Source organism: Exiguobacterium sp. BG5(2022) (assembly GCF_031844365.1).
Lineage (GTDB): Bacteria > Bacillota > Bacilli > Exiguobacteriales > Exiguobacteriaceae > Exiguobacterium > Exiguobacterium profundum.
Genome location: NZ_JAUZVB010000003.1, coordinates 151,494 through 166,781, shown reverse-complemented (window position 1 = coordinate 166,781; position 15,288 = coordinate 151,494). Strand labels below are relative to the sequence as shown.

At 48.5% G+C, this 15,288-nt stretch carries 15 protein-coding genes; 9 read left to right on the top strand and 6 right to left on the bottom strand.

From position 1 onward, the window contains the following. Window positions 1-15 precede the first annotated feature (15 nt). From Q9R25_RS12985 to Q9R25_RS12975, 3 genes are all read left to right on the top strand, one after another. Window positions 16-942 carry a carbohydrate kinase family protein gene (locus Q9R25_RS12985; RefSeq protein WP_031421089.1) on the top strand — a complete coding sequence of 309 codons (927 nt, stop codon included), beginning with the start codon at window positions 16-18 and terminating at the stop codon, window positions 940-942. Between the two features lie 67 nt (window positions 943-1,009). Further along, complete coding sequence (locus tag Q9R25_RS12980) at window positions 1,010-1,447, top strand: NUDIX domain-containing protein (RefSeq protein ID WP_051829356.1); 438 nt, start codon at window positions 1,010-1,012, stop codon at window positions 1,445-1,447. Window positions 1,448-1,511: 64 nt separating this feature from the next. Then, the gene (locus Q9R25_RS12975) at window positions 1,512-2,465 is read left to right on the top strand and encodes a YihY/virulence factor BrkB family protein (protein ID WP_215244350.1); all 954 of its coding nucleotides are present in this window, start codon (window positions 1,512-1,514) and stop codon (window positions 2,463-2,465) included. Between the two features lie 38 nt (window positions 2,466-2,503). On the opposite strand, the gene Q9R25_RS12970 is transcribed toward Q9R25_RS12975, so the two are convergent. Continuing rightward, window positions 2,504-3,037 carry a beta-class carbonic anhydrase gene (locus Q9R25_RS12970; protein WP_074037968.1) on the bottom strand — a complete coding sequence of 178 codons (534 nt, stop codon included), beginning with the start codon at window positions 3,035-3,037 and terminating at the stop codon, window positions 2,504-2,506. Between the two features lie 36 nt (window positions 3,038-3,073). Next, on the bottom strand, window positions 3,074-3,973 hold the full coding sequence (locus Q9R25_RS12965) for a 1,4-dihydroxy-2-naphthoate polyprenyltransferase (protein WP_214691489.1): 900 nt from the start codon (window positions 3,971-3,973) through the stop codon (window positions 3,074-3,076). Between the two features lie 168 nt (window positions 3,974-4,141). Between Q9R25_RS12965 and Q9R25_RS12960 the strand changes: the two genes are divergently transcribed. From Q9R25_RS12960 to menC, 6 genes are read left to right on the top strand one after another with little or no spacing between them, the layout of a single operon-like run. Continuing rightward, a complete protein-coding gene (locus tag Q9R25_RS12960; RefSeq protein ID WP_074037723.1) occupies window positions 4,142-5,530 on the top strand; it encodes an isochorismate synthase in 1,389 nt (462 codons plus the stop codon). Further along, window positions 5,523-7,172 carry a 2-succinyl-5-enolpyruvyl-6-hydroxy-3-cyclohexene-1-carboxylic-acid synthase gene (menD, locus tag Q9R25_RS12955; protein WP_215244349.1) on the top strand — a complete coding sequence of 550 codons (1,650 nt, stop codon included), beginning with the start codon at window positions 5,523-5,525 and terminating at the stop codon, window positions 7,170-7,172. The genes Q9R25_RS12960 and menD overlap by 8 nt, the downstream gene beginning before the upstream one ends. After that, window positions 7,169-7,948 carry an alpha/beta fold hydrolase gene (locus tag Q9R25_RS12950; RefSeq protein WP_074037725.1) on the top strand — a complete coding sequence of 260 codons (780 nt, stop codon included), beginning with the start codon at window positions 7,169-7,171 and terminating at the stop codon, window positions 7,946-7,948. Before menD ends, Q9R25_RS12950 begins: the two co-directional genes overlap by 4 nt. 1 nt (window position 7,949) lies before the next feature. Continuing rightward, window positions 7,950-8,774: a 1,4-dihydroxy-2-naphthoyl-CoA synthase gene (gene menB, locus Q9R25_RS12945; RefSeq protein ID WP_015880852.1), complete on the top strand. Its 825-nt coding sequence runs from the start codon at window positions 7,950-7,952 to the stop codon at window positions 8,772-8,774. Window positions 8,775-8,823: 49 nt separating this feature from the next. After that, complete coding sequence (menE, locus tag Q9R25_RS12940; RefSeq protein WP_311283249.1) at window positions 8,824-10,182, top strand: o-succinylbenzoate--CoA ligase; 1,359 nt, start codon at window positions 8,824-8,826, stop codon at window positions 10,180-10,182. Next, window positions 10,179-11,249, top strand: coding sequence for an o-succinylbenzoate synthase (gene menC, locus Q9R25_RS12935; protein ID WP_078146358.1), 1,071 nt, complete (start codon window positions 10,179-10,181; stop codon window positions 11,247-11,249). Before menE ends, menC begins: the two co-directional genes overlap by 4 nt. A 37-nt stretch (window positions 11,250-11,286) precedes the next feature. Here the strand turns inward: menC and map are convergent, their stop codons facing one another. From map to cshA, 4 genes are all read right to left on the bottom strand, one after another. After that, on the bottom strand, window positions 11,287-12,036 hold the full coding sequence (map, locus tag Q9R25_RS12930; protein ID WP_074037728.1) for a type I methionyl aminopeptidase: 750 nt from the start codon (window positions 12,034-12,036) through the stop codon (window positions 11,287-11,289). Window positions 12,037-12,050: 14 nt separating this feature from the next. After that, on the bottom strand, window positions 12,051-13,235 hold the full coding sequence (locus Q9R25_RS12925) for an EAL-associated domain-containing protein (RefSeq protein WP_074037729.1): 1,185 nt from the start codon (window positions 13,233-13,235) through the stop codon (window positions 12,051-12,053). Between the two features lie 40 nt (window positions 13,236-13,275). Further along, window positions 13,276-13,527 carry a hypothetical protein gene (locus tag Q9R25_RS12920; protein ID WP_015880847.1) on the bottom strand — a complete coding sequence of 84 codons (252 nt, stop codon included), beginning with the start codon at window positions 13,525-13,527 and terminating at the stop codon, window positions 13,276-13,278. A 100-nt stretch (window positions 13,528-13,627) separates the two neighbouring features. Beyond that, on the bottom strand, window positions 13,628-15,163 hold the full coding sequence (gene cshA / locus Q9R25_RS12915) for a degradosome RNA helicase CshA (RefSeq protein WP_311283248.1): 1,536 nt from the start codon (window positions 15,161-15,163) through the stop codon (window positions 13,628-13,630). Between the last annotated feature and the right edge of the window lie 125 nt (window positions 15,164-15,288).

The following is a 15,288-nucleotide window of genomic DNA, read 5'->3' as shown; positions in this document are numbered from 1 at the left end:
AAGGTGGTACAAGATATGAATACGATTGCAGTCATCGGCAAGGTGTTTGTCGATATTAAAGGGACTTCCTTCGCACCGCTCCACAAAGATGCGAAGAATGTCGGCGACATCACTTTTTCCAATGGCGGAACAGGTCGAAACGTTGCTCAAAACTTAGGTGTGCTCGGCAACGATGTCCGCTTCGTCTCGACCGTCACGAACGACCAAATCGGTGTCGGTGTCCTCGAAGAATTACGTTGCTTGAATGTAAACGTCGATGGGGTCGACATGCTTGACGATAATGGTATGGGAATGTGGCTCGCTGTAATGGACAACAACGGCGATCTTCAAACATCTATTTCGAAACAACCAGACGAAGCCCGTATGGAAGAAGCGATTTTACGTCAAATCGATACGGTCTTCGAAGAGAGCGACGCAGTCGCCATCGATTTAGACTTATCAGTCAACGTCTTGAACGAGACGATTGAACTATGCCGTGAAATGGATTTACCGCTTTATGGTGTCTGTGGCCATCTATCCGTCATCGAACGAAACCGTCATTTGCTTCAAGGATTCACAGGATTCATCTGCAGTCGTGAGGAAGCGGAAATTTTGTCCGACATGTCAATCGTCACAGTGGACGATGCCCTTCGCGTCGCGGAAGTACTCGCCATGAAAGGTGCTCCCCTCACAATCGTCACGATGAGTGAGCTTGGCGCTGTATATGTCGACCTTCGTACGAACGAACAAGGTCACGTCCCGACGACAAAAGTGAAAGTCGCCGACTCCACAGGAGCGGGTGATTCATTCTTCTCCGCTGTCATCTCGGAGCTCATGAAACAACATTCGATTGAAGAGGCGCTTCGATTGGGCATGCGCGTCGCAGGAAAAGTCATCGCCTCTCACGAGAACGGATTGACGCAAGAAATGTACACATCATTAGAACAACCTACGCAAGAATGAAAAGAACGCATCGGCAAATCGTCGGTGCGTTTTGTGCAAAATTACAGGAACGAAAGGAACGATCTCAGTGGTTCGAACGAAATTAAGAAGCGCGATTATTTTAATGAATGATCAAGATGAAGTGGCTTTGATCCGTCGCGAGAAAGAAAACGTCCTCTATTATGTTTTTCCAGGTGGCGGAGTCGAATATGGGCATACAACAGAAGAAACAGCCGTACGTGAAGCATTTGAAGAACTCGGTGTTCACGTAGAACTAGAAGGTGTCGCTGCCCATGTTGCGTTTAATAATGAGTTAAATCCTTATTATTGGGCGAAGATGACAGGTGGTGAATTCGGAACCGGGACAGGTGAAGAGTTCCAAGAAGAACAGACTAACGGATCGTATACACCGATGTGGATCAAACGGTCTGCACTCCCTCATCTCCCCGTTCGTCCACCTTCACTTGCTGAAAAACTCGCCTCACATGAGGAACGCTTTTATGATTTGACCTTATCGGAGGAGTAATCAGGTGTACACCCTGCCGAAATCGGGAAACGTTTTTTAACGATTGAGTCAGGAGGGTTTTATAATGGCAATGACAGAAGTGAAGGAAAAAAAGAATTGGCTTTCATTTGGGAAAGAGTTATTTCGACGATTTCAAGAGCATGATGTACAAGACTACGGGGCTACCCTCGCATTCTTTTGGTTTTTATCCATTTTTCCTGGAATCATCTTTATTTTGGCGCTCTTGTCCTTTTTCGATGTCTCACAAGATTCGTTTCAGAATCAATTGAACGATTTGGCACCCGGGTCCGCAGCTTCCGGGTTTTTAACGGGAATTTTCGAAGCAATCGGCGAACCGCGAGGCGGTCTTTTATCGCTCGGTGCGATTTTGGCGATTTGGTCCGCCGCAAAAGGGGTCGACCGTCTCATCACGACCTCCCTTCATGCTTATGGTGAAGATAATGAACGTAACTTTTTTGTGAAAAAAGGGTTGGCACTCGGATTGACGATTCTCCTTGGAATCGGGATGCTACTGCTGATTCTATCGAACGTATTTGGTTCTCAAATCATTTCGTTCGTCACTGAGCATTTACCCGTCAATATCACCGGAGCCGAAGAAATGATGATCAACGTGTTTCGATATGTCCTTACGACGGTTGTCCTCATTTTAACGCTCTCGATTTTTTATAAAGTATCTCCACAACAGCACGTCTTTTGGAAAAGCACTATCCCCGGTGCCATCTTCGGTGTCATCGGTTGGCAAGTCGTCTCATTCGGTTTCAGCCTATACGTTTCAAACTTTGGGAGTTACGACTCGACTTACGGTTCACTCGGAGGAATCATCGTCACGTTGCTCTGGTTACAATTAACCGGGATGATTATTTTAATCGGATCTGAAATCAACGCGACATGGATGCGCTTCTTCAAGACACCGAGTGAACAGGAATACGAACGCGACTTCAAAAAGAACAAAAAGAAAGCGAAACAAAAGCAAGAGGAAGATAACTTTGACGACATCCCGACGAACACGTACGGATAATTCAAAAGGAGCACGTTCAAGCTGAACGCGCTCCTTTCTTATGCTTCAATCGGATCAAGACGTCCCGTCGCCGGGTCAATCACGAATCCGTGTACATTCGTTCCTGGTGGTAACAGTGGATGGTTATTGATCAGGTTAACAGAATGAACGACGTTCTCTTCAACTGAATCAAATCCATGTAGCCACTGCTCCAAATCCATTCCTGAAGACTTTAGCGTCTTCAACGTTTGCGGGTCGATTCCACGACGCTCCATCTCTTCGATGACGACAGTCGGTTCAATCGCCGCCATCCCACAATCGTAATGTCCGACAACGACAACTTCTTCTGCTCCTAGCGCATAGAGTGCGACCAAAATCGATCGCATGGCCGAACCGAATGGATGCGACAAGACCGCACCCGCATTTTTAATGATTTTAGCGTCTCCGTTCTTAAGTCCTAGCGCTTGAGGTAATAGTTCCGTCAAACGTGTATCCATACACGTCAAAATGACGATTTTTTTATCCGGGAATTTATCAGATACGAACGGTTCGTACTGTTTTTCCTCTACGAAACGTTTATTGAATTCAAGCATTTCTTTTACGACTGACACGTTAACGCCTCCTCTTTTTTACAACACAAATCTTGAAACGATGAGTCCGACGACCATCCACGCCCCGAACAGCGTATTGACTTTCGCTGTCATCGCCATGGCAGGCATCAACGCGGCCGGTTCTGCCTTCTGCCAAAACCGTTGAATCGCCCGGATCATGACCGGCACCGTTAAGAGTGACAGCAAGACCCATGGAGTGACGCCATAAAACATGACGGCGACGATGATGCCGACTAATGCCGCGATAAAGAACGCTGCCAATACATACACCGCACGTCGATGACCGACCAGACACGCAATCGTTTTTCGGCCATTCTCTTTATCGTTATCTAAATCACGGATGTTATTCGCAAGTAAGATCGCCCCTATCAATAAGGCCATCGGGAACGACACGAGTAGCAACTCCGTAGTCACCGTATTGATTTGGATAAAGCCGGCAATCCCGATGATGACATATCCCATGAATAGCCCAGCGACAATTTCACCAAACGGCGTATAGGCAATCGGTAGCGGCCCTCCAGTATATAAGTAGCCGACAAGCATAGACAAGGCGCCGATCCAAAGCAAATGCCAGCTTGTGGATGCCGCAATGTAGAGCCCGAGTAGTGCCGCAATCGTATACATGCCGAGCGCAATCGCTAATACTTGCTGTGGTGTAAATCCATCACGTACGATGGAGCCTCCGATTCCGATGGACCCCTCATGATCAAGACCACGCTTGTAGTCATAATACTCGTTAAATAAGTTCGTCGCGATTTGAATAAGGACAGATGCCACTAACATGGCAAGGAAAAGTCCCCACTTGAGTTCGGTTTGATCGAGGACGATGAACGTCCCGAGCAAGACCGGAATAAAGCTTGCGGTCAGGGTATGCGGGCGAATCATTCGCCAATATGCCCCTTTCGATTTCTGTTTCATTTCGTTCCCTCCCTTCGTTAGTTTACGTCTCGATGAAAAAATCTGTCAACGCCAGCCCATTATCCTAGATTCTTGATCATTTCCCGAGCATTTCATAGGCAGGTGTATTGCGAACTCATGATACACTAAAGATTGAGAATTCTATCGGATTGAGGAGGCTTTTCTTTTATGCCAGATACTCAAACACATATAAAACAGCGAATTGAGCAGGCCCATAAACGGGCTCGAGCTTGGCAACGGCCTGTCCTCGCATCATACACATGGGAAATCTCGGCGTTCGATGCTTTTCAAATCATCCAGAACACCGATACGTCCCATTATTATTTCATGACACCAGACCGGACGCTCGAAATGCTAGGTTGCGGGGATGCACTCGTCTTGAGCGCTTCTGGACCCGAACGATTTCAGCGACTTCAATACGATTGGAGTCTTCACCGACGAGATGTCGATGCGACAATCCACGCGTTCGCCGGTTTTTCATTCGACACGTTTATGCGACCACAAAAAAGTATGTGGGATGCCTTTGGGGAGGCATCACTCGTCGTCCCAAAATTTTTATACCGTCGCTATAAAGACCGACACACGTTGACAGTGGCCACTCTCGTCTCTTCGAAGCAGTCGGTCGAACAGTATTTGATTCAATTGGCAGATCAGTTGGCCCAGTTCAGTTCACTTCGTCCGACGGAAGAAGCGACGCCGTCTTATACAAAAGTGAAAGATGGGGTCGATCACTTCAAGTCCAGTTTCCAACAGGCTAAACAGTTGATTGAAGAAGAACGAGTTGAAAAAATCGTGATTGCCCGCGAAGAAATTTATCAGCGTTCCGATGATGCGTTCCCCTTCTCAAAAAGTTTGAAGCATTTAGCAGATCATCAAGAATCTAGTTACATCTATTTGTATCAACCAAAGCGTGACACTGGTTTCTTTGGGGCGACTCCTGAACGATTGATTCAAAAAGAAGGCATGCAACTGAACACGGCTGCCATCGCCGGGACAATCAAGCGTCCGAAAACCGAGATCGAGGCAGAAATTGCGAAAGAGAAACTCCTAAACGATTCAAAAAATCGTGAGGAGCATCAAATTGTCGTGAAAGACATCAAGCAGGCGTTGACACCCTATACTGCACCGATTCAAACACGAGATACTCCGCAAATTTTGGCAAATCGCTCGGTGTTCCATCTACACACCCCAATTCAAGCGACACTCGAAACAAATGCTTCCTTGCTGTCACTTGCGGAATCGCTACATCCAACGCCAGCACTCGGCGGCTCTCCGAAGCGGACATCGGTCCGATTGCTTCGTGAAATCGAGCGATTCGACCGCGGGTGGTACGGGTCTCCGTTTGGTTGGGTAGACAATGAAGGCGACGGCGAGTTTGTCGTGGCAATCCGCTCTGCACTCGTTCAACACCAATTCGTCGCACTGTATGCTGGATGTGGGATTGTGAAAGACTCTGCACTCGAGCAAGAGCTCGAAGAAACAGAAATAAAAATGAGTCCAATCAAACAAGCTTTACAGTTTGATTTACACGATCAAGGAGGCACCCTAGATGAATAAGGTTTTGACCGATTGGGTCGCATCCATGGTAAATCGGCTTGTTGCGTCCGGTGTAAAAGACGTAGTCATCAGCCCAGGATCCCGCTCGACTCCGCTCGCTGTAGCGGCATATCTTCATCCTCAGATTCGTCATCACATCATCGTCGATGAACGATCTGCCGGATTTTTTGCTCTTGGACTGACCCGTACGTCTGAAACAATTCGCCCGGTCGCATTGATTTGCACAAGTGGAACGGCGGCAACAAACTACTATTCGGCTGTGACAGAAGCGTTCATATCGCAGTTGCCACTTGTCGTACTGACGACCGACCGTCCCTATGAACTGCGTAATGTCGGGGCTCCACAAGCAATCAATCAAGTCCGCCTCTACGGGGAACAAGTGAAGACAAGCGTTGATTTGCCCGTTCCAGAGGAGGCGACGTTATCGTTTATGCAACAAACGATTACCCGTTTCACGAATCTGTCGATGCAAGCACCGATGGGACCCGTTCATTTGAATGTGCCGTTCCGAGAACCACTGCTTCCGGATATCGAGTCATTGAAACAGATATTGAAGGCTGACCCTGTCTTGCCAGAACGACAGCGTATCCGGCCGACACAGGCGGATAAAGACATTTTCTCAGAACGGACGAGTCACAAACAACTCGCCTTCGTCGTCGGACCTTACACCCCGACATCTTGGCAGAAATCCATCGTTGAATTTGCTTCCGAGCGACAGATCCCGATTTTCGCCGATCCTCTCAGCGGCATGCGACGTTTCGACGGCGTCTTGACCAACTATGACACGTGGCTCGCAAGTGAGCATCGGACCGATTGGCTACCCGAGGTGTTCATCCGTGTCGGGGCTGCACCTGTTTCGAAACGATTCAATCAATGGATGGCCATGGCGGACCAACTCGTCATCGATGAACCGGGATCTTATCGCGACCCAAGTAGTCGTGCCACGATCTGTTACGGCGACGCACTCGATTTTCTACCGCTCATCGCATCCGTAAACGAACCTCGGTACCTTGAACGTTTACGCTTTTTTGAAGAGGTTGCCGAGTCTGCAAAATCGTCACTTCAAGGTGAAGCGGAATTGACGAAACGATTGCTTGATACATCAATCGAGCGTCTATTCGTCAGTAATAGCATGCCGATTCGAGATGTAGATACATCACTGTCTGCTGGCACGAACATCCACGTTCTCGCCAATCGAGGCGCAAACGGAATTGATGGTGTGTTATCCACTGCACTCGGAAGCAGTTATGATACGTCTCACGGCGCTCTATTGATCGGTGATTTAGCGTTCTATCACGATAGCAACGCCTTGCAACTGTTAAAGCATCATCCTGGAAAATTTTCCGTCGTGATTGCTAACAATAACGGTGGAGGGATATTTTCCTTCCTCCCGCAGGCTTCTGTCGACACACAGTTGTTCGAAGATCTGTTCGGCACACCGCTTGATTTAAATATCCGTGGATTCGCTGACACATATGGCTTATCGTATCGTCTAATTGAACGACCGGATGAAATTCAAGAAGCGATTGAAGATGGCGTTCATTTAATCGAATTCCCATCGAATCGTGAGGAAAATGTGACGATCCATCGAGGTTGGACACAATCTGTCTGCGCTCGCCTCATCACGGAGAACGAATCATGAACATCGATTTACGTGGCGTACGTTATGAAGTGATTCATCGCGGTGAGGGAAAACCGGTATTATTTTTACACGGATTCACCGGAAACGCCCATTGGGTCGATTCGCTCCCTGCATTACCGATTCGTCTTGTGTCACCGTCGCTCCTCCAACACGGCGCAACGGAGCGCCCTTCAGTCAATCGTTCGACAATGAGTCAGCAAGTTAAAGATTTGTCCCGCTTACTGGATACGGACGACCGACCTTGGACAGTCGTCGGCTATTCACTCGGTGGGAGAATCGCATTGACACTCGCCGCATGCGACGAGCGTGTCGAACACGTCATCGGGATCAGCACGACCCCCGGTCTGCTCACTTCTAAGGAACGAGCCGCACGCCGCCGCCAAGATGCAGAATTGGCTCACTTGATTGAAACCAAGGGTATCGCTGCATTCGTGAATCGTTGGGAGAACCTTCCGCTTTGGCGACAGACGGAAGACATGAAACGTTCACTCCGAAAAGATCGGCTCGCCCAACACCCGAATGCCCTCGCAAACAGTTTGCGGTCAATCGGTACGGGACATATGCCGTCCTTATGGGGCACATTGCAGCGTCTCCCCCGTACCGACTTGATTGTCGGGTCAGACGATCTCAAGTTCAAAGCCATCGCAAGACACATGCAGGAAGAGCGACCAGATATTAAAATCTATGAAATTTCAAACGCAGGGCATGCTCCTCATATCGAGAATGCATCAGAGTTTGGTACAATAATAAAGAAATTGATTTTAGGGGGTATTTAAAATGGAATCAGTAGCGAACTGGACATCGGTCCGGACGTATGAAGACATTAAATATGAAACGTGGAACGGGATTGCCAAAATCACCATCAACCGTCCCGAAGTGCGCAATGCATTCCGTCCGTTGACGGTCAATGAATTGATTGATGCATTCGCTCGCGCGCGCGACGATAAAGAAGTCGGCGTCATCATCTTGACAGGTGAAGGCGAAAAGGCATTCTGTTCAGGTGGGGACCAAAAAGTTCGTGGACATGGCGGCTATGTCGGGGAAGATGAAATCCCACGCTTGAACGTCCTCGACCTTCAGCGCTTGATTCGTGTCATTCCAAAACCGGTCATCGCCATGGTCGCAGGTTTCGCAATCGGCGGAGGACACGTTCTTCATGTCGTCTGTGACTTGACGATTGCAGCGGACAATGCTCGCTTCGGACAAACAGGTCCTAAAGTCGGTTCGTTCGATGCAGGATACGGTTCTGGATACTTGGCACGGATTATCGGCCATAAGAAAGCTCGTGAAATCTGGTACCTTTGCCGTCAATACGATGCACAAGAAGCACTCGACATGGGACTCGTCAACACGGTGGTCCCACTCGATCAACTCGAAGCAGAAACGATCAAGTGGTGCCAAGAAATCTTACAACACTCACCTACAGCGCTTCGCTTCTTGAAAGCAGCAATGAACGCAGATACAGATGGTCTTGCCGGACTTCAGCAACTCGCTGGAGACGCAACGCTTCTCTACTACACGACAGATGAAGCAAAAGAAGGACGCGATGCGTTCAAAGAAAAACGTGACCCTGACTTCGGTCAATTCCCACGTTTCCCTTAATTGTTGAGAGAGTAGCGATTTCGCTACTCTTTTTTTGGAGGTGACAGCTATGTATGAATGGATTCGGAAACACCCAGCGTCACATCTCGCCCTTGTGACAGCTGACGATCGATTGACATGGGCAATGCTACGCACGGAAAGCCTTCAACTTGCCCAGTTCATCCATGAACAGACACCCACCGCCAAACGAATTGGCATATTCGCTAAAAACAGCAAAGACTATGTCATTGCCGTTCATGCAGTACATCTGCTCGGAAAAGTGCTTGTTCCGTTGAATACACGGCTGACCGAAGAGGAAGTGCGTACTCAGCTACAAACAGCAAAAGTGGACCTCCTTCTCGTTGACGTAGAAATCGATTCGTCTATCACCCAACTCCTGATCACACGCCGGACCACTTCATGTTTCACCGTGACCCATGAGTGGAATGAAGATGAAACCATGTCTCTCATGTTTACGTCCGGAACGACGGGTCGAGCCAAAGCGGTGCAACAGACGTACGGGAATCACCTCGCTAGTGCCCGAGCCGCTGAAGCGCATTTAGACTATCGTCCATCAGACCGGATGCTCGCGGTGACCCCGCTCTTTCACATGAGTGGACTGTCTCAAGTGTATCGGAGTGCCATCATCGGTTCGACGCTCTATGTCGAGCCACGATTCGATGTCGATCGAACACTTCACGTCATCGAGACAGAAGGCATCACCCAGCTATCACTCGTCTCAATTATGCTGCAACGATTGCTCGATGCTGGCCTGAAAAAGCACCGACTTCGCACGTTACTCGTCGGAGGCGGACCCGTCCCGCGCTCATTACTAGAAGAAGCAGAACGACGCAAGTTACCGATTGCTCAGACATACGGGATGACCGAGACGTGTTCTCAAGTCGCCACGCTGCTCCCGAGCGAAGCGCTCTCGCATATCGGTTCGAGTGGTCAGGCAATCGCCCCAACAAGTATTCGAATTAATTCGGACGGAGAAATCGAAGTAAAGGGACCAACTGTGACGAAGGGATACTTCGAACAACCTGAATCAGATGCTTGGACACCCGATGGTTATTGGCGAACGGGTGACCTCGGCACGATGAGGGATGGCTATTTATATGTACACGATCGCCGAACCGACCTTATTCTTTCAGGTGGTGAAAATGTTTATCCGGCTGAAATCGAAGCCGCCATGTTACGCTGTGCCGGTGTTCAAGACGTCGGCGTCACGAAACAGTCGCATCCGACTTGGGGAGAAGTCCCGATCGCCTTCGTCGTCGGCTCCTATGATCCAGCCGAGATGCAGCATGTTCTCGACTCACAGTTGGCTAAATATAAGCACCCGATCGCCATCCACTACGCACCGAATTTACCACGAAACGCGAACGGAAAATTAATGCGCCATCGCTTAAAGGAGCTACTGTCATGATCAAACGTGCTGAGCTTTCCATCGTCCCTTTGACGTTTAAACACCCGATTGTGACGGCACACGCCGTCTTATCTGTCCGAAGAACGCTTATCCTCCGTCTAGAGACCGTAGACGGTGTCATCGGATACGGAGAAGGTGCCGCTTTCGAAACACCTTGGTATACGGAAGAAACGACCCAATCCATGATCGATACGTCTAAACTAATTCTCAATTTACTGAAAGGGATGACGGTCACAACGGACGTGTTTCCGAACTTGGTCTCGTCCATCATCGGTCAGCACATGGCAAAGGCGATGTGGGAAAGTGCACTCTGGGAGATTGAAGCAACGCGCGCGAACAAATCACTCAAGTCATTCATGAGCGCCGGAGATTCCGTTTCCTGCGGACGAACAATCGGGATTGGGTTACTGAATCAAACGATGAAATCCATCGAGACGGCATTAGCTGACGGATTCGAACGCATCAAATTAAAGGCATCTCCTAATGAACTGGTTCCTGCCCTACGTGAGATTCGCGCGGTCTTCCCTGACGCGCCTCTCATGATTGATTTAAACGGAAGTGCGTCCGATCAACCGATGGAATGGTTCGAACAACTCGATGCCCATCGGTTATTGATGATCGAACAACCGTACCCAAGCCGACAATTCACAAAATCAGCGGCTCTCCAAGCAAAACTCACGACCCCCATTTGTCTCGACGAATCCATCACGTCTTATGACGACGTGGATACGATGGCACAGCTTGGTGCCGGAAAAATCGTCAACATTAAACCCGCACGTGTCGGTGGGCTTAGCGAGGCGCTCCACATTCGAAAACACGGAACGCCATACTGGGTCGGTGGCATGTATGAATCCGGTATCGGAAGATATCATACACTCTTGTTTGCTTCGTTAAGCGGCGCGAGCTTCCCCGCGGACATGTCAGGCACGAGCGCTTATTTCGAGCAAGATTTACTCGATACCCCGCTTGAAGTGGAGAATGGAAAGTTGACTCTTCCGGATTCCGTACAACCAGATTGGAATGTGATTGAACGGTTACGCGAAGAAGTGATTACATTGCAAACATGAAAAAGGTGCGGTTCACGAGAACCACACCTTTTTTACGTTAACGGAACGATCCCGTTAACACTTCATATCCATCTTCTGTGACAACAACTGTATGCTCGAACTGCGAAACAAGACTCTTGTTCGGAGTGAAGAGCGTCCAACCATCCTCTTCCGATTGATAGACGATTTCATCCTTTGTCGAGATGAACGTCTCAACAGCAATCACTTGCCCGGCTTTTAATAACTGATTTTCTTCTCGACTATAATAGTTCGAGATCGTCTCTGGCTCCCCGTGCAATGTCCGACCGAGACCGTGTCCGGCCAAGTTCCGGATGACCGTGAATCCATTCTTTCTCGCGTCAGCGTAAATTGCTTTCCCGATCTGATTGACTTTCACACCCGCCTTGACCTTGCTGAGTCCCGCTTCTAATGAAGTCAAGGATACTTCGACCAAACGTTCGTGCTGGGGTGACTTCGCCGCCCCCGCAATCACTGTACGTCCCGTATCGGCATAATATCCATCCTTCACAGCGGAGACGTCGACATTGACGATATCGCCCTCTTGAATGACTTCATCTCCCGGAATACCATGGGCAGCAACGTCATTGAGCGAGATACATGTGTAACCTGGAAATTCGTACATCGTAATCGGTGCAGAAGCTGCACCTTCATCTTCTAAAATACGTTGCCCGATCGCATCTAATTCTTTTGTCGTCATACCGGGCTTGACGGCTTTCGCCATCTCATCTCGCGCAAGTGCGACGATTCGCCCGATTTCGCGCAGTGCATCGTAATCATAATCTAGCATCGTCCATCTTCCTTTCAATCCAATAATCGGTTTTGATATAAATACTCCTCGGATATGTCGGCAAATAAGAACATGCCGTCCGGTAACGGATAGCTAAAGGTTCGCGTCACTTCGTTTGAACTGAAATCACGATAGTCTCCCGATAAATAGCCACGCCCTCGAACATCCATCGCCGCCATCGTCTGAATGAAATACGGTCGGAAACTCCAGTTATAGCCTCGATACGTATTATCGACACGCCATTCTCCATTCACGCAGTAAACGTTCGCACTCGTCTGGAAACCTGTCTTATCCGTTATATAATAACGAACAAACACCTCTTCCAGTTTTGGGGCGATGAATTGAATCCACTCGTCTTTCTTGTCTCTCGACCATTTTCCGGATTGAACTAGTTCACCAATGCGGCGATGTAACTCAAATTCAAGCTCGTACAAGCGATTCAATCGTTTCTGGTCATGTAAAAAGAAGGAAGGCACTTCTTGTGCCAACACACCCATACCTTTGATTTCTCGTTGGGGAATCTCATCTTCCAAGCCTAGTAGGCCACCCATGTAATACCGACCACCGTGCTGCCACGCGTAACGAAGCTGTCCGATGTGGTTGATGGATTTGTAAAGAAGCGGTGCACCAAGCTTCGAAGCAATATACTCCATCGTCTGAAGCATGTTCGGATAGGTGACCGATAACGTCTTTTTCTCGACCATCGTGCCAAGGTCGACGAGCAATAATTCTGGCGCAAGCGTCATGATGTCTTCGATACTCGTGGATTCGGCAAAGTCTAATGCAATTTTCAATCCATAGGACCGATAGTATTGAATGACACGTGACAATCGCGGGACGTCGACTAAGTCCGTCCCTTGTAAGGTCACATAAATACGGTGTAACGGAAAATTCAATTCGCGTAGTGGGGCTAAAAAGGCTTCTCCCCCTTCTTCGAGAATCCATTCCGACCGGCATCTGAACGTGACGAATGGTTTGACGTCACGAAGTTGCGCTGCCGCGAGTTGCTCCATTCGTTGGGCGATGTCTAATTGATACTCGAGGGGAACGTCATCATCATAAAAAAACGGTGTCAATGATTCGCCTCGGAATCGTCCATGTACCATATATCCTTCCACTTGAAACGTCGCCGCTCCAAGGATTGGTTCATACGTCACCATCACTTCTTCAGGATGGACCATCACTTCTACCGCATCCACAATTCATCACCTCTTCGTTAAATGCGAAAACGAGCTACAATCAGCTCGTTCGCGTGTGTACATACATATAGGCACCGAAACAAGCAATAAAATAGGCGATACTCACCACGCCATATGCAATGCCCATCTTTCCGCCTACTCCAATGGCTAACACTAAAAAAATCATCGCTCCAAATAACAATGTCGCCACGGGGATATAACGAAAGTTAGGACGGTCTGTCTTTGACACGATTGGTTTGAGTGCGATTACACAACCAAGCAGCACAAGGAGACCGAAACTTAATTCCACCATCCGTTGACACCTCATCCTTCTATCTCTACTCAACTAGTGTAGCACGACACAATAAAAAATGCCGCAAATCCACTTAGGGAAATGCGGCATTTCACGATGATTAGTCACGCGGACGGCGTGGACCACGGTCATCCGAGCGACGACGATCGTCACCACGGAATGATCCTTTACGGTCTCCACTGCGTCCATCACGACGTTCGCCACCGCGTCCACCACGACGATCGCCACCACGGCCACCGCCACCGCCACCGCCACGACGGTCGTTACGACCACGGTATCCACCGCGATCGCCACCACGGCCACCTTGGCGTTTCACACGAACTGGTTCAGCGTACGAGATTTCAACAGGTGTTGAATCTGGCTCTTTCGTCAATCCACGAAGGGCAGCAGCGAGAATTTCAACTGCTTCGTACTCTTCAAGAAGCTCTGTCGCAAGTTGCGTGTAAGCTTTGAAGTCGCCCGCTTGAACGCGTTCGATCAACTCTTCAGCTGCTTGCTTTTGATTTCCTTCAAGTACTTCCGCGATTGTCGGTACGTGACGACGGTTCATCTTCTTGTTTGTCACACGCTCGATTGCCTTCACTTGTCCAAATTCACGTGGCGTGATGAACGTGAGGGCTGTACCTGTCTTACCTGCACGGCCTGTACGACCAATGCGGTGTACGTAGCTCTCTGGGTCTTGTGGTACATCGAAGTTGTAAACGTGTGTGACACCTGAAATATCAAGTCCACGTGCAGCTACGTCAGTCGCTACCAAGATATCGATTGTTCCGTTTTTGAAACGACGAATGACTTGGTCACGTTTCGATTGCGTTAAGTCTCCGTGAAGACCGTCTGCAGTGTATCCGCGTTTGATGAGGGCTTCTGTCACTTCATCTACACGTTTCTTCGTACGAGCGAAGATGATGCTGAGTTCTGGTGAATCGATGTCGATCAAACGGCAAAGTGTATCGAATTTTTGACCTTCACGCAATTCGAGGAATTGTTGGTTGATGTTCTCAACTGTCATTTCTTTCGCTTTCACTTTGATGATTGTCGGCGACTTCATGAAGCGCTCAGCAATCTTTTTGATTTGTGGTGGCATTGTCGCTGAGAAGAGAAGCGTTTGGCGCTCTTCAGGAAGACCAGCCAAAATCGTTTCGATATCTTCAACGAAGCCCATATTGAGCATTTCATCTGCTTCATCCAAGATGACTGTTTGAATGTCATCGAGTTTGATTGTCTTACGTTTCATGTGGTCCATGAGACGTCCTGGTGTCGCTACGACAATTTGCGGGTTCTTTTTCAAACCACGGATCTGACGGTCGATTTGTTGACCACCGTATACTGGAAGTGCGTATACGCGCTTCGTTTCACCGATTTTGTTTAATTCTTCTGCAACTTGAATCGCAAGTTCACGTGTCGGTGCAAGAACGAGTGCTTGGACTTGACGCGCCTTTGAATCGATTCGCTCAATTGTCGGAATACCGAAAGCTGCTGTTTTCCCTGTACCTGTTTGTGCTTGTCCTAATACGTCCACTCCCGTGAGTGCGACAGGAATTGTCTCAGCTTGGATCGGTGTAGCTTCCTCGAAGCCCATTTTGTGTACACCTTTTACTAATGCTTCACTTAATTGTAAGTCTTGAAATTTTGTCAAATTATATTCTCCTTTGTTCATACAAAAAACGTCTGAGTTCAGTTTGACAGATCTACAGACGTTTTCTCAATGTTTCCTCATAGTCAACTTTATTAACTATAACGTATTTCTTCCTAAAATGAAAG

Bases quoted from the DNA above. Each gene is read 5' to 3' on its own strand.
- Q9R25_RS12965 (WP_214691489.1), bottom strand. From the start codon at position 3,973: ATGAAACAGAAATCGAAAGGGGCATATTGGCGAATGATTCGCCCGCAT.
- Q9R25_RS12975 (WP_215244350.1), top strand. From the start codon at position 1,512: ATGGCAATGACAGAAGTGAAGGAAAAAAAGAATTGGCTTTCATTTGGG.
- Q9R25_RS12920 (WP_015880847.1), bottom strand. From the start codon at position 13,527: ATGGTGGAATTAAGTTTCGGTCTCCTTGTGCTGCTTGGTTGTGTAATC.
- Q9R25_RS12950 (WP_074037725.1), top strand. From the start codon at position 7,169: ATGAACATCGATTTACGTGGCGTACGTTATGAAGTGATTCATCGCGGT.
- map (WP_074037728.1), bottom strand. From the start codon at position 12,036: ATGCTAGATTATGATTACGATGCACTGCGCGAAATCGGGCGAATCGTC.
- menC (WP_078146358.1), top strand. From the start codon at position 10,179: ATGATCAAACGTGCTGAGCTTTCCATCGTCCCTTTGACGTTTAAACAC.
- Q9R25_RS12960 (WP_074037723.1), top strand. From the start codon at position 4,142: ATGCCAGATACTCAAACACATATAAAACAGCGAATTGAGCAGGCCCAT.
- Q9R25_RS12985 (WP_031421089.1), top strand. From the start codon at position 16: ATGAATACGATTGCAGTCATCGGCAAGGTGTTTGTCGATATTAAAGGG.
- menD (WP_215244349.1), top strand. From the start codon at position 5,523: ATGAATAAGGTTTTGACCGATTGGGTCGCATCCATGGTAAATCGGCTT.
- Q9R25_RS12970 (WP_074037968.1), bottom strand. From the start codon at position 3,037: ATGCTTGAATTCAATAAACGTTTCGTAGAGGAAAAACAGTACGAACCG.
- menB (WP_015880852.1), top strand. From the start codon at position 7,950: ATGGAATCAGTAGCGAACTGGACATCGGTCCGGACGTATGAAGACATT.
- menE (WP_311283249.1), top strand. From the start codon at position 8,824: ATGTATGAATGGATTCGGAAACACCCAGCGTCACATCTCGCCCTTGTG.